The following is a 13,088-nucleotide window of genomic DNA, read 5'->3' on the forward strand; positions in this document are numbered from 1 at the left end:
GCCATGGGAATAACTTCAAAGGAGCGTAACCATCCCTAGTCAATCCTGACCTCAACGAATTGCTTATGTCACGCCACTGGCATCGCAGGTTGCAGGTTTACCGACTTACCAAAAATCCCGCTTGTAGCACCCTTGAAAGCTGTAGGGGCCATACAAACCGGGCCACAATAGAAATTTATCCTTATCTATCACGCACCTATCTTACATCTAGAAATCGTCTTAATATGCTCTACAAAACATCTATAAGCGATCTACCCATGACCTTTGTTCTGAGCGAAGACACTCAAAAAGATGACGATGACAATCTTTCTGCCTTGCTGACTGGATGGTCACTAAATAACCGAGAGGTGGCCTGGCTGTGGCTATCTCTAGTCGGACGGGAAGGAGAGCGCCTCGATGACTGCCAATTCAATAGCCCTACGATGCGTGACAAAATCGCGCAGACACTCAAAGACAGCCGAAGTCTAAAACGCGAAATTGAACACGCTCGAGAAACGCAACTCCTCCCGCTGGAAGCTTTTGGCTGGATAGAAAAGAACGGGCGGCAGCCGAAATGGTTGGCAGCAGAAGCCATGAGGAAGACCAACCTAAGGCTGCGCAACAGCATTTTCCGAACACTACCCAACAAGGATCAGGTGATAGTACTTTTCGACCTTTGGAATACGGAATTCAGCAGGAAAGAGAGGGCGTTACGCTACCTTTCGGAAGACTGGAATGAGCACCTGCGAACCGACAAAATCTTCAAGTGGTTCAAAGACCAAGATGAGCGAGAAAAATGCTCACTGGCGTGGAGTTGGCTAGAGCAGAACCAGCCGACGCTAATCCGACAAGAAAAGCCTTTCACCCGACATGGCGAGCTACTGGAGTTTTTCGACCACAGTAGCGCCTCATCCGGCGAAAAAGAGCTCTACGTGGAGAAGATCAAGAGACGCTGGAGCACGCAAAAGACGCGAGTGAACGCTACCCACAAGAAGCAGTACAACTTTGTGCTTAACAACAACATCAACGCCGCCCTCGATAAGCTTGCCGAAGAGCATCAGTTGTCTAGGACGAAAATTCTTGAGGAGCTCATACTGAGTGAGACAGCGCACAGGCTTTACCTCGTGACACGATAAGTTTTCTCAACCCAAAGCGTCCCGAATTTAAATTCATCGATGGGTATTCCAAAAGGTATTCCAAGAAAATACTTAACAGATATTTATCTATTAAAATCAACAACTTAATAGACCTGTTCAGATTACCCCGGCCACCAAATACGAAGCAAGACAAAACCCGCCCAGTGCGGGTTTTGTTGCATCTGGGGTTCGGTAAACCAAGGCTCACACGCCCCCTGCAGGGAGCGGGCTTGCCCGCGAAGAGGCCAGCCAGGCTCAGTAGAACTCGTCCAGCAAACAGTAAAACGCGATGCGTCGCTGATCCGGTTCCACACCATAGGCACGAAAAAGGGCGCTACCCATGCCTGCCCAAGATTGCGCGCTATGCTTCGGGCGGCCAGCGCAAGGTCTTGATAGATATCACTGATGCCTAGCCGACCGCAGTCGATGTAGCCGGTAAAGCGGCTGCCTTCGACCATGAAATTCGGCAGGCACGCATCGCCGTGGGTGACCGCCAGATCACAGGTTTCAGGGAGCGTCGACAGCAGCTCTGCGAAAACATCCTCAGCGGTCCGCCCCTTCCGCTCATCGTCAAAGTCTGCCTCGTCAACGAGCCCGGCACTCACTCGGCTCCGGGCGGTCTCTATGCGCAGCTCCGGCGAGTGGTCAAAGGGACATGTCTCAATTGACACCTGGTGCAGGGTACGCAGCGCCATCGCCAGGATGCCGATCACTTGAGGTGCAGACAAATCGTTGGCACTGGCCAGGTCATGTCCGGGGACGGCACTCATGAGTAACCAATGGCGATCGTTCTCTGTCGTGGCATCAAGAACTGTTGGCCCAGGCAGATCAAGCCGGTTCATCCAACGCAGACGCTCAATCTCTTGCGGCAGTTCGCTGTGCGCGCCAATGGGCTCGGACTTCAGGAACAGGTGTTCGCCGTTGATGCAGCAGATGCGAGAAACCTCGGCGCCAGACTCTCCGATAGTTTGTCGTTCGATGGGTGCTGCACTGAATGTCTGGGCCCATTGGGCAGGAATGTACATACTCTGACTGACTCAAATGTTGGCGGATTCTCGGCCGAGCGAACTTGCCTTGGCATTCAACAGCAGCATTCAGGAATGCAGAACATGACTACCCGGTTTCTCGCCCTCCTAGCGGCAATGGTTTGCCTGTCGGCACTGGCCGCCAGCGAAGTCGCCCCTCGGGTCGAGCATGTCTCTTTCAAGAACGGAGCTGACAGCATCAGGATCTCCGACTCGATCAAGGGCCGGCTGACCGCCGAGTACCGCCTGCGCGCGAAGGCGGGCCAGATGCTGACGGTCGACCTCAAGCCTTCCACTGCTTCAGCCTATTTCAATATCACTGCCAAAGGCGAGGAATACGCGCTGTTCAATGGCTCGATCATGGGCAATCACTTCCTCGGACCGCTGCCCGCCGATGGCGACTACATTGTCCAGGTGTACCTCATCCGCAACGCTGCGCGGCGCAACGAGGTGGCGAACTACAGTCTCTCGTTGAACCTCGGCGCTACAGAGGCCTATAGCCGACCTTTCGACCAGACGCTCGAACTGCAAGGCATCGCTTTTCATGTGACGCAGGCATCGGTCGATGGCCGTCGGGAGCTGCGTATCTCTCCGCGAGGGCTGGAAATTGATAACTCAGCCATGACTCACCCCCTGACGGGCGACATTGCCCGGGCGGAGGTCGGGGACCTTGATCGGGATGGCTCACCGGAAATCTATGTCTTCATCAGGTCACCGGGACGTGGACTGCCTGGCGAGCTCGTCGCCTACGCCGCGAACCGAAAAAAATCCCTCAGTGCGATCTATCTGCCACCGGTCAGCGAAGATCCGAAGATCGCCGAGGGGTATCGGGGCGAGGACGAGTTTGCCGTGGTGGAAAACACTTTGGTCCAGCGCTTTGCGCTGTATGACAGCGCGGAGGCCTCGGCGGGGCGGACCGGGAAAATGCGTGAGATTCAGTACCGGTTGATGCCTGGGGAGGCGGGATGGATTTTGCGCAGGCAAAAGGTGGTGGAGTATTGAGCCATTTTTGACGCGCGGAAAAAACCACATCCCCCTTCTACACTCAACCGCACACCCTCTCGCTCCCCCGCCAAAAGAGCCCCCATGACCGCACTCAAAGACCGCCTCAAGCAAGGCAAGGATGCGCGCAAGAAGTGTCCGCGCAATCAGCAGGCTGCACTGGGCAAAGCCCATCGCGATCCGATTCCGCTGATCAAGGCGTCGAGTGAGGGTCGCATCCAATCGCTGGTCGAATTGCGTTATGGCCGCATGCTGGAGTCGTCTTTCAGCTTCTTTCGCGGCAATGCGCTGCTCCAGGCGCACGACCTGGCCGGGACGCCGGACATGGGGCTGGTTGCGCCGATCTGTGGCGACTGTCACCTGAAGAATTTTGGCGGTTTTGCCACCCCCGAGCGCAATCTGCTGTTCAGCGTCAATGACTTCGACCAGGTTCATCCCGGGCCCTGGGAATGGGACTTGAAGCGGCTGGTGGCCAGTTTCCTCGTGGCTGCCCGTGACTTGCGCCATGGCAGTACCGCGGAAGAAACAGTCTGCCACCAGCTGGTGGGCGCCTATCAGCAAACGATGCTCGAATGCGCCGAACAAAGCGCGCTGGACACCTGGTACGAGTCCATCACTTACAACGACTTACACGCACAGGCGAGCGAAAACACCCTGGAGCATGTGCAACGGGCGATAGAAAAAGCCGAGCGTCGTACCCATGCGCAACTGCTGCCGAAAATCAGCGAACGGGACACACAAGGTCGCCTGATCATTCGCGACGACCTGCCGGAAATTTTCCACCTGCACAACCACACCACCTTGCTGGATGCCAACGATGACTGGCTGCGCCTGTCGGACTGGCGCCCGCTGTATGACACCTTCCTGCGCGACTACCGCGGCACGCTGCAAACCGACCGCCGCGAACTGCTGTCGCGCTTCGAGGTGCAGGACATGGCGTTCAAAGTGGCAGGTGTCGGCAGTGTCGGTACGCGTTGCCTGGTGGCGCTGCTGACCGACGAGCAGCAATTCCCGTTGTTCCTGCAATTCAAGGAAGCGCGACGCTCAGTACTCGCAGGCTACGTGAAGGCCAAGTCGCGGGCCAGGCATGAGGGTCAGCGCGTGGTTGACGGCCAACGCCTGATGCAATCGGCCAGCGACCTGTTCCTTGGCTGGACCACCGGCCCCAACGGACGTCACTTCTACGTGCGGCAGTTACGCGACATGAAGATCTCGGCCGAACTCGAGACCTTCGACGCAGAAGCGTTCGCAGCCTACGCACAACTGTGTGGCCGCGCCCTCGCCCGTGCGCACGCCAAGGCTTCAGGGCGCGCCGCGTACATCAGCGGCTACATCGGCAAGAGCGAGGCCCTGGCCGATGCGCTCTATCAGTATGCCCAGGGCTATACCGAACAGAATGAGCGCGACTTCGAACGCTTCCAGCAAGCGTGTCGCAAGGGCAAATTGCGCGCGCGCTCGGAAGAGGATTTTGCCGCGGATCATTTGCCTTAGACACGGTGGCATGCGCCACGGGAACCACATGAACTTTTATTCACCCTGCGTTCAGGCAACTCGCTGTACATTTGCCCTCGCTCATTCAAGAAACTACGGTTTGCCCGCCCTCCCGCGGGCTTTTTTTTGTCTTGAGAAATGTCCTACTCTGGCGCAAATCCCGGAGAAAAATCCCACAGGTCTTTCAGGTTGTGGCTCGGAAGGTGGCTTATTAATCTTTTGTCGTCACTGACCACTCAGTGATCGGGTGTGAGAACCCGGCAAGTAATAGCCATGCACTACCAGTATCCGCATAATTGCCGGCAGCTTGTCCGCTGCCTGTAGATGCGTAATGGCGGCTGTGTGCGGGCAGACTTTTGTCTGACCGGGTGGCTATGACCGGATTCTCACCTCGCACATAGCTGCCACCTCTTTGCTGTGTGAGAACGGCAAATACTGGCACCCACGCAAGAGGTCAATCATCTTGGATAAGCTAACCCCCGATCCCCCCTTCGAAACCACCAAGCCCTACCGCCCCAGCCCCTTCTTCACGATCCTCCCCGACATCAACTCCGAAAGCCTCCTCGCCCACGCCTGCGAGTCACTGGCTTCAGCCAGCGTCATGCTCAATGATTTCACCACTTACCTCACAGGCCCCCAACGCAACACCGCACTGGGGATTGCGCAGATCGTCATGCTGGCGGAGCTGGCTGTGAACAGGGCGCTGGATAATGTCGATCCGCAGGGCTAGGAAAGTAGACCGCGTTATCGTTCTTCGCGAGCAAGCCCGCTCCCACATTTAGTCTGCGGCGTATGCAAATACTACGGCCACCGAAAGACTATTGTGGGAGCGGGCTTGCTCGCGAAAGCAATTTGCCAGGCAACAAAAAAACAGAACATCTCACTCAAATTGCGGGCTACGCTCAACCCGCAATTTGCGACAATCCTTTTGCAGCACCGGCATCTCCAGCCGAGCTCGCCCGTAAAACGCCAGCGCCGTCAGCAAACACGCCAGCCACACGAAGATCCCGGCCCAGAAGGTGTGGGACATGTAGTGCCAGCCCTGCACCACCCGCGTCGTGCCATAGATGAACCCCAGGGCCAGCGAGCCATACATGAGCGCCTTGGCATAGCGCCAGCGGTAACGGCGGGCAACAAAGTACAGCGCGAGCATGGTGAAACCACCGGAGGCATGCCCACCCGGCCAGCAGCGACCGTCACCGGCGACTTTCAGTAAATCGAAATTCTCGTACCACTCCTTGTGCTCGATCTTCCCACCGTACTGGGTGGTCTCGATCGGGCAATACACACTGGTATGGCCCTTGAGGTAGTGGATGACGCCGGTGCTGATGGAGAACGCAAACACCACGTAGAGGAAATCCCGACGATGTCGGGTGGCAAAGCGCAGTACCGGGGCGACTTTGATCTTTTCCAGGAAGGCGATGATTTTTGCGTGTTTTTCCGCCTTCAGGCGTGGCCAGAGAAACGACAGCAAGGCACCGATGATAGCGATCTCGCCGGTCCAGTTCGGAATGATCCGCGCCCATTTATGGGTGATTTTTTCGAACAGGTGCACATGGTCCAGCGGGAACGTCTGCGTCACCGGGTCAAAGAAAAGATTGTTGAAGGCGATGTCGATCCGGGTCAGGTCGAACATCAGGAACACCACGACCGCGCAGGCCAGTGGGATACCGAAGTTCAGCCAGTAAAAACGCGAGCGGGAAGCCATCTGCATCGTGTGTCCTGATTCAGGGAGTAGATTCATTCGGTGGTCACCGATTGCCAGTCCGAGGCTTCGATGAAACCGAGTATGCGTGGCGCTTGCAGCGCTTGGGCGTTAACAAAGAGCGAGGCACCGTAGCCGAGGGTCGAAGCCGGCAGCTTGAGATCCTTTTGCAGTTGCGCCATGCATTCGCTGTGGGTCACCAGGATCAGGTTGCGCCCGGCGACTTTGTGCGCCAGGGCATCGCGCAACATCGTGCCCTTGCAGTTGATCAGCCAGTCGTCGCCAGCGTCGACCCTGTTGAACATGTACCCGCTGGTCTGCGCGGTACGCACCATCGGACTGTTGTAGATGTCGGCCTTCCCCAGCCCAAGCTGCTCGAACTGCGCACCGACGGCCACCGCAACGCTGCGCGAGCGATCGGTAATGCCATCGTCGCCGCTCAGGCAGGGGGCGCGGGAGTGATCGCATCGCTCGACATGGCGCACCAACACGATCATGTCGCCCTTGGCCCAGCCCGCCAACAGCGCCCTCGCGCCCTCCACGTTGCCATGGGCCAGGTCCGGCACGGCGGCAGGCCGTAGCAGCAATACCGTCAAGGGCAGCGCCAGCAGCGCCGAGGACAGCACCACGAGCGCATTGCGATGACGGGCAAAACGGCTCAGGTCGATCGAGCGGTTTATTCCGAACAGACTCAGTCTCAGTTCCACATCAAGCCGCCTCGCAGCCCGTCATTAGGTGCCGTGAGGGTAAGGAGGTGGGCGTTGGCTACCAGTGAAACCAATGTGAAAAAAAGCTTAAGCCCGTGGCAAAAGCTTGTTACAGCATCCGTCCGACAAAATCCTTTCAGCTCTCGCGATTGCGGCCGATACAGACCTGCTACCCACCTTGCTGGCGCCTAAGAACAACAATCTTCCAGCCAACCGACGATCAAGAAACACCACGTTCCTGGAGGAATTTTGATGAATAGCTGGTTCGGCAACATCAGCGTGAACCTGAAACTGGGCTTGGGCTTCGGCCTGGTCCTGGCCCTGACCTGCATCCTCGCCCTGACCGGCTGGACCAGCCTGGGCAGCCTGATTGACCGCAGCAACTGGATGAGCGACATCACCCAGCTCAACGCCGGCCTGACCAAGCTGCGCGTGGTGCGCCTGCAGTACATGCTGACCAACGGTGACGAAGCCACCGCGCAGAACGTGCAGACCACCCTGCAGGCTTTTTCCGACCAGCAGCAAGCGCTGCTGGCGAAGTTCAAGAGCCCGGAAAACCTCAAGCTGCTCAAAGAGCAAGGCACTGTCATAGACGCCTACAAGACGTCCCTGGCGAAGATGCGTGGTGCCTACCGCACGGGCAACAGCGCGCGTGACGCCATGGGGGCCAACGCCGAAACGGCCAACACGCTGATCGACGATCTGAACAGCCGCGTGCAACAACTGCCGCCGAGCGATCAGCGTTTCGAACAGTTCCAGGCCATCACCGCGGCCAAGCAAGCGTTCTTGCTGGCCCGCTACGAAGTGCGTGGCTACACCGCGACCACCAATGCCGAGACCGAGCAAAAAGCCGTGGCCCAACTGGACGCCGCGATTGCCAGCCTGAAACAGCTCAATGTGCATCTCACCGACGTCCAGCCCGAGGCCCTGCGCCAACTGGAAACCGCGCTGGGCAACTACCGCAGCGCCTTGCAGGCTTACAAAGCTGCGAACAGCGAGGCCGTGCAGGCGCGCAAGGAAATGACTGACCAGGGCGCGGCCATCGTCAGCCTGAGCGAGCAGCTGTATCAGATCCAGCTCGACCGTCGTGACGCAGAAAGCGCCCAGGCGCGTACCCTGCAACTGATCAGCACCCTGCTGGCCTTGTTGGTGGGCATTATTGCCGCCGTCGTCATCACCCGGCAGATCACCGGTCCGCTGCGCGAAACCCTGGCCGTGGTCGATCGCATCGCCAGCGGCGACCTGTCCCAGGACGTCCGGGTGACGCGCCGCGACGAGCTGGGTGTCTTGCAACAAGGCATTGCCCGCATGGGCGTGACCCTGCGCGACCTGATCAGTGGTATCCGCGACGGCGTTACCCAGATCGCCAGCGCGGCCGAAGAGCTGTCGGCCGTGACCGAGCAGACCAGCGCCGGGGTCAACAGCCAGAAAGTCGAGACCGACCAGGTCGCCACCGCCATGCACGAGATGACCGCCACTGTGCAGGAGGTCGCGCGCAATGCCGAGCAAGCCTCCCAGGCCGCCGCCGCGGCGGATGGTGAAGCACGCGAAGGGGACAAAGTGGTCGGCGAGGCCATCACCCAGATCGAACGCCTGGCCAGCGAGGTGGCACGTTCCACTGAAGCCATGGGCCTGTTGCAACAGGAAAGCGACAAGATCGGCAGCGTCATGGACGTGATCAAGGCCGTGGCCGAACAGACCAACCTGCTGGCGCTCAACGCGGCCATCGAAGCGGCACGCGCCGGTGAAGCCGGACGCGGTTTTGCCGTGGTGGCCGACGAAGTGCGGGGCCTGGCCCAACGCACGCAGAAATCCACCGAGGAAATCGAAGGCCTGGTGGCCGCCCTGCAGAACGGCACCCAGCAAGTGGCGACCGTGATGAACAACAGCCGCACCCTGACCGACAGCAGCGTGGCCCTGACCCGCAAGGCCGGCGCCTCACTGGAGAACATCACCCGCACGGTGTCCAACATCCAGTCGATGAACCAGCAGATTGCGGCAGCCGCCGAGCAGCAAAGCGCGGTAGCCGAAGAGATCAGCCGCAGCATCGTCAACGTGCGCGACGTCTCGGAACAGACCGCCGCGGCCAGCGATGAGACGGCGGCGTCCAGTGTCGAGCTGGCGCGGCTGGGGAATCAGTTGCAGATGATGGTCAGCCACTTCCGCGTCTGACGCTCACTGCGCGGTGAATGACAGATCCCTTCGCGAGCAGGTAGATTCAAGTGCCTCCCATATCCATCAAAACGATCGAGTAATACTGGCACGAAGCGGTTAACGATCCTGCGCGCTTGGCTGCGATCTTTTAGCCGTGCTGGAACCCTTCGCGCAAATCTCCTTCCCGCGCCAGGAACCGCCCTTCCCTGCGCCCGTTCGCCTGACCGTCCTGGTAACTCAATACCCCGTTGACCCACACGCCATCGATGCCTTCGGCCGCTCGCTGCGGATCATTGAAGTCCGCGACATCGCGAATGGTCGCCGGGTCGAACAGCACCAGGTCGGCCCAGTGGCCTTCACGGATCTCGCCCCTTTGGTTCAAGCCGAATCGCGCCGCCGACAGGCCGGTCATCTTGTGCACGGCGGTGTGCAGTGGGAACAGTCCTACATCACGGCTGAAATGTCCGAGCACCCGCGGGAAGGCGCCCCACAGGCGTGGATGGGGAAACGGATCTTCTGGCAGGCCGTCGGAGCCGACCATCGACAGCGGGTGCGCGAGAATCCGTCGCACATCTGTTTCGTCCATCCCGTAATACACCGCTCCGGCCGGTTGCAACTGACGGGCGGCATCGAGCAACGACAGGTTCCACTCGGCAGCGATGTCCATCAGGTCGCGCCCGCCCATCTGCGGGTGTGGCGTTGACCAGGTGATGGTAATGCGGTGGGCATCGGTGACTTGCTTGAGGTCCAGCGTCGAGGAGCTGGCGGCATAGGGATAACAATCGCAGCCCACCGGGTGGGTTTTCGCCGCCTGTTCAAGGGACGCCAGCAGTTGCGGGCTGCGCCCCCAGTTACCGGCCCCGGCACATTTGAGGTGGGAAATGATCACCGGGGATTTCGCATGGCGGCCGATCTGGAACGCCTCGTCCATGGCCTCCAGCACCGGCTCGAATTCGCTGCGCAAATGGGTGGTGTAGACCGCTCCGAACGCGGTCAGCTCTTCGGTCAGTTGCATCACTTCATCGGTGGAGGCCGAGAACGCGCTGGCGTACGCAAGACCAGTGGACAAGCCCAGGGCGCCGGCTTCGAGACTGTCACGCAGTTGCGCGCGCATCGCGGCAATTTCGCCCGGCGTGGCGGTGCGGAACAGGTCGTCGAGGTGGTTGCTACGCAACGCGGTGTGGCCCACCAATGCGGCGACGTTCAGCGTGGTGTTCGCCGCCTCGACCGCCGCGCGGTAATCGCTGAACTTCGGGTAAACGAACGCCGCCGCGCTGCCGAGCAGGTTCATCGGGTCCGGCGGATCGCCGCGCAGGCTCACCGGCGACGCACTGATCCCGCAATTGCCGACGATCACCGTGGTCACACCCTGGCTGAGCTTGGGCAGCATCTGCGGCTGACGGATCACCACCGTGTCGTCGTGGGTGTGCACATCGATGAAGCCGGGCGCCAGGACGCGGCCGGCGGCATCGATTTCTTCGCGAGCCTGGGCATCCTGCAAGTTGCCGATGCGCTCGATGCGGCCATTGCGGATCGCCACGTCGGCCGGGTAGCCAGGGCTGTTGCTGCCGTCGATGACCAGGGCATTGCGAATCAGCGTGTCGTACATCATGTCAGTCTCCCAGCGGCAGGTGATCGTCGCCGCCGCGGTAATCGTCCAGGGCGAGTTTGATCCGCCGCAGGCGCTCTTGATTGTCTTGAGGATTGGCCAGTGCCAGCTCGGTGGCAAGCACATCGATGGCGAGCAACATGCCGTAGCGCGCCGCGGTCGGTTTGTAGATGAACGAGGTCTCGGCGCTTTGCAGCGGCAACACGATGTCGGCCAATTGCGCGAGCGGCGAATCGGCTCGGGTAATGGCCAGGATGGGCGCCCCGTAGTTGCGGGCCAGTTCCACGGTTTCCAGCAGCTCGGGGGTGATGCCCGTCAGTGAACAAACGATCACTACCTGATCGACGCTGAGACTGGCCGCCGTGATCCGCATCATCACCGCGTCGTGACAGACCGCGATCGGGTAGCCCAGGCGCACCAGGCGCACTTGCAACTCATCGCTGCACAAGGTCGAGCAGCCGCCCATGCCGAAAGCGTGGATCATCCGCGCCCTGCCCAGCAGTTTCACCGCATCGGCGAATCGCGATTCGTCGAAGGCCGACAGGTGCTGGCGCAGGGTCGACTCAATGTCGCCGACAATCTGCCCGTAGAACGCCGACTGCTCCGGCGTGCCTGCCGGGTCGAGAAAACGGCTGCCGACGCCGCTGGCCTGGGCCAATTGCAAACGCAGGTCGCGCAAATCCTTGCAGCCGACCGTACGGGCGAAACGCGAGAGCGTGGCGGTGCTGACTTCTGCGCGCAGCGCCAGCTCATCGAGGCTGGCGGAAGCGGCGAACCCCACATCGTCGAGCATCAGGCGCGCGATGCGCCCTTCGCCGGCGCTGAAGGAATCCTGGCGGGCGCGGATCTGGTAGAGGATGTCCATGGCAGGCGGCTCCGGCTAAATCAGGTAGGAAAGGCCCACGGTCAGGCCGAAGGCGACGAGCGAGATCAGGGTCTCCAGCACCGTCCAGGTCTTGAAGGTCTGGGTTACCGTCATATTGAAGTATTCCTTGATCAGCCAGAAGCCGCCGTCGTTGACGTGGGAAAAAATCACCGAGCCTGCCCCCGTCGCCAGCACCAGCAACTCCGGATGCGGATAACCCATGGCGACGGCGACGGGCGCGACCACGCCCGAGGCGGTGGTCATGGCCACGGTGGCGGAACCGGTTGCGATGCGCATCAATGCGGCGAACAACCAGCCCATCAGCAACGGCGACAGGTGAAATTCGTGGGCCAGGCCGACGATCTGGTCGGTGACACCGGCGTCCACGAGGATCCGGTTGAGGCCGCCGCCGGCGCCCACCAGCAAAGTGATGCTGGCGGTGGGCGCCAGGCATTCGTTGGTGAACTTGAGGATGGACTCGCGATTGAAACCCTGGGCCAGGCCGAGGGTCCAGAAGCTCAGCAAGGTCGCCAGCAGCAGCGCGATGACCGAGTTGCCGATGAACAACAGGAACTGGTTGAGGCCGCTGCCCGGGGCGGAAATCAGGTTGGCCCAGCCGCCGATCAGCATCAGCACAACCGGCAACAGGATGGTCGCCATGGTCAGGCCGAAACTCGGCAGGCTGTCGCGCGGTTCGCGTTCGAGGAACTGCCGCTCCAGCGGGTTTTCCGCCGGCAGCTGGATACGCGGCACGATGAATTTGGCGTACAGGGGACCGGCGATGATCGCGGTCGGAATGCCGATCGCAATCGCATAGAGCAAGGTCTGCCCCACCGACGCCTGGTACACCTGCACCGCCAGCATCGCCGCCGGGTGCGGCGGTACCAGCGCATGCACCACCGAAAGACCGGCCACCATCGGCAGGCCGACCATCAGGATCGACACGCCGACCCGCCGCGCCACGGTGAACGCAATCGGCACCAGCAACACGAAACCGACCTCGAAGAACAACGGCAGCCCCACCAGGAAGGCGATGCAGACCATCGCCCAATGCGCGTTCCTTTCGCCGAAGCGGTCGATCAAGGTGCGGGCTACCTGCTCGGCGCCACCGGACTCGGCCATCATCTTGCCGAGCATGGTGCCCAGCGCCACCACCAGCGCGATATGCCCAAGAGTCTTGCCGACACCCGCCTCATAGGCCCCGACCACGCCGGACGGCGGCATGCCCGCCACCAACGCCAGGCCGATGGAAATCAGCGTGATGACAATGAACGGATTGAGCCGATAACGGGCGATCAGCACGATCAGCGCGATGATGGCGACAGCGGCATACACCAGCAGCCAATAGCCGAAGGACGGGGTCATGCGGTACTCCTCGAGAGGGTCACGTCGAAAGTTTTGTGAAACTCTTAAAA

Annotated in this window: 11 protein-coding genes and 1 pseudogene; 6 read left to right on the top strand and 6 right to left on the bottom strand. The window is 60.2% G+C overall.

The annotated features are described in order from the left end of the window. The first annotated feature begins 257 nt into the window (after positions 1 to 257). A complete protein-coding gene (locus BKX96_RS31595; protein WP_138233667.1) occupies positions 258 to 1,115 on the top strand; it encodes a hypothetical protein in 858 nt (285 codons plus the stop codon). A gap of 122 nt (positions 1,116 to 1,237) precedes the next feature. Here the strand turns inward: BKX96_RS31595 and BKX96_RS31600 are convergent, their stop codons facing one another. Further along, on the bottom strand, positions 1,238 to 2,140 hold the full coding sequence (locus tag BKX96_RS31600; protein ID WP_082240525.1) for an APH(3') family aminoglycoside O-phosphotransferase: 903 nt from the start codon (positions 2,138 to 2,140) through the stop codon (positions 1,238 to 1,240). 84 nt (positions 2,141 to 2,224) lie between these two features. Between BKX96_RS31600 and BKX96_RS31605 the strand changes: the two genes are divergently transcribed. From BKX96_RS31605 to BKX96_RS31615, 3 genes are all read left to right on the top strand, one after another. After that, positions 2,225 to 3,142, top strand: a complete 918-nt coding sequence (locus BKX96_RS31605) for a hypothetical protein (RefSeq protein WP_077186370.1) — start codon at positions 2,225 to 2,227, stop codon at positions 3,140 to 3,142. A gap of 84 nt (positions 3,143 to 3,226) precedes the next feature. Continuing rightward, on the top strand, positions 3,227 to 4,633 hold the full coding sequence (locus tag BKX96_RS31610) for a DUF2252 domain-containing protein (RefSeq protein WP_077186371.1): 1,407 nt from the start codon (positions 3,227 to 3,229) through the stop codon (positions 4,631 to 4,633). 463 nt (positions 4,634 to 5,096) lie between these two features. After that, positions 5,097 to 5,363, top strand: a complete 267-nt coding sequence (locus BKX96_RS31615) for a DUF6124 family protein (protein ID WP_077186372.1) — start codon at positions 5,097 to 5,099, stop codon at positions 5,361 to 5,363. A gap of 150 nt (positions 5,364 to 5,513) precedes the next feature. On the opposite strand, the gene BKX96_RS31620 is transcribed toward BKX96_RS31615, so the two are convergent. Both BKX96_RS31620 and pmrG read right to left on the bottom strand, forming a co-directional pair. Next, complete coding sequence (locus BKX96_RS31620; protein WP_046820648.1) at positions 5,514 to 6,347, bottom strand: phosphatase PAP2 family protein; 834 nt, start codon at positions 6,345 to 6,347, stop codon at positions 5,514 to 5,516. 26 nt (positions 6,348 to 6,373) lie between these two features. Beyond that, a complete protein-coding gene (pmrG, locus tag BKX96_RS31625; RefSeq protein ID WP_077186373.1) occupies positions 6,374 to 7,045 on the bottom strand; it encodes a lipopolysaccharide core heptose(II)-phosphate phosphatase PmrG in 672 nt (223 codons plus the stop codon). A 387-nt stretch (positions 7,046 to 7,432) separates the two neighbouring features. On the opposite strand from pmrG, the pseudogene BKX96_RS33680 reads away from it, so the two are divergent. Together BKX96_RS33680 and BKX96_RS33685 are read left to right on the top strand one after the other, a co-directional pair. Then, positions 7,433 to 8,359: pseudogene (locus tag BKX96_RS33680) on the top strand (methyl-accepting chemotaxis protein); the annotation flags it as partial. Continuing rightward, entirely contained in the window at positions 8,354 to 9,217 is an 864-nt protein-coding gene (locus BKX96_RS33685) for a methyl-accepting chemotaxis protein (protein WP_410454556.1), read from the top strand. The pseudogene BKX96_RS33680 and the gene BKX96_RS33685, both read left to right, overlap by 6 nt. A gap of 130 nt (positions 9,218 to 9,347) precedes the next feature. On the opposite strand, the gene BKX96_RS31635 is transcribed toward BKX96_RS33685, so the two are convergent. The 3 genes from BKX96_RS31635 to BKX96_RS31645 are packed head-to-tail and all read right to left on the bottom strand — an operon-like array spanning position 9,348 to position 13,038. After that, positions 9,348 to 10,811, bottom strand: coding sequence for an N-acyl-D-amino-acid deacylase family protein (locus tag BKX96_RS31635; RefSeq protein WP_046820651.1), 1,464 nt, complete (start codon positions 10,809 to 10,811; stop codon positions 9,348 to 9,350). 1 nt (position 10,812) lies between these two features. Then, on the bottom strand, positions 10,813 to 11,673 hold the full coding sequence (locus tag BKX96_RS31640) for a MurR/RpiR family transcriptional regulator (RefSeq protein ID WP_077186374.1): 861 nt from the start codon (positions 11,671 to 11,673) through the stop codon (positions 10,813 to 10,815). A gap of 15 nt (positions 11,674 to 11,688) precedes the next feature. After that, complete coding sequence (locus BKX96_RS31645; protein WP_077186375.1) at positions 11,689 to 13,038, bottom strand: GntP family permease; 1,350 nt, start codon at positions 13,036 to 13,038, stop codon at positions 11,689 to 11,691. Positions 13,039 to 13,088 lie beyond the last annotated feature (50 nt).

It is taken from the genome of Pseudomonas putida (assembly GCF_001976065.1).
GTDB lineage: Bacteria > Pseudomonadota > Gammaproteobacteria > Pseudomonadales > Pseudomonadaceae > Aquipseudomonas > Aquipseudomonas serbica.

Coding starts and splice junctions, on each gene's coding strand:
- BKX96_RS31600 (WP_082240525.1), bottom strand. CDS start 2,140: ATGTACATTCCTGCCCAATGGGCCCAGACATTCAGTGCAGCACCCATC.
- BKX96_RS31595 (WP_138233667.1), top strand. CDS start 258: ATGACCTTTGTTCTGAGCGAAGACACTCAAAAAGATGACGATGACAAT.
- BKX96_RS31605 (WP_077186370.1), top strand. CDS start 2,225: ATGACTACCCGGTTTCTCGCCCTCCTAGCGGCAATGGTTTGCCTGTCG.
- BKX96_RS31610 (WP_077186371.1), top strand. CDS start 3,227: ATGACCGCACTCAAAGACCGCCTCAAGCAAGGCAAGGATGCGCGCAAG.
- BKX96_RS31640 (WP_077186374.1), bottom strand. CDS start 11,673: ATGGACATCCTCTACCAGATCCGCGCCCGCCAGGATTCCTTCAGCGCC.
- BKX96_RS31620 (WP_046820648.1), bottom strand. CDS start 6,347: ATGCAGATGGCTTCCCGCTCGCGTTTTTACTGGCTGAACTTCGGTATC.
- BKX96_RS31635 (WP_046820651.1), bottom strand. CDS start 10,811: ATGATGTACGACACGCTGATTCGCAATGCCCTGGTCATCGACGGCAGC.
- BKX96_RS31645 (WP_077186375.1), bottom strand. CDS start 13,038: ATGACCCCGTCCTTCGGCTATTGGCTGCTGGTGTATGCCGCTGTCGCC.
- BKX96_RS33685 (WP_410454556.1), top strand. CDS start 8,354: ATGGGCGTGACCCTGCGCGACCTGATCAGTGGTATCCGCGACGGCGTT.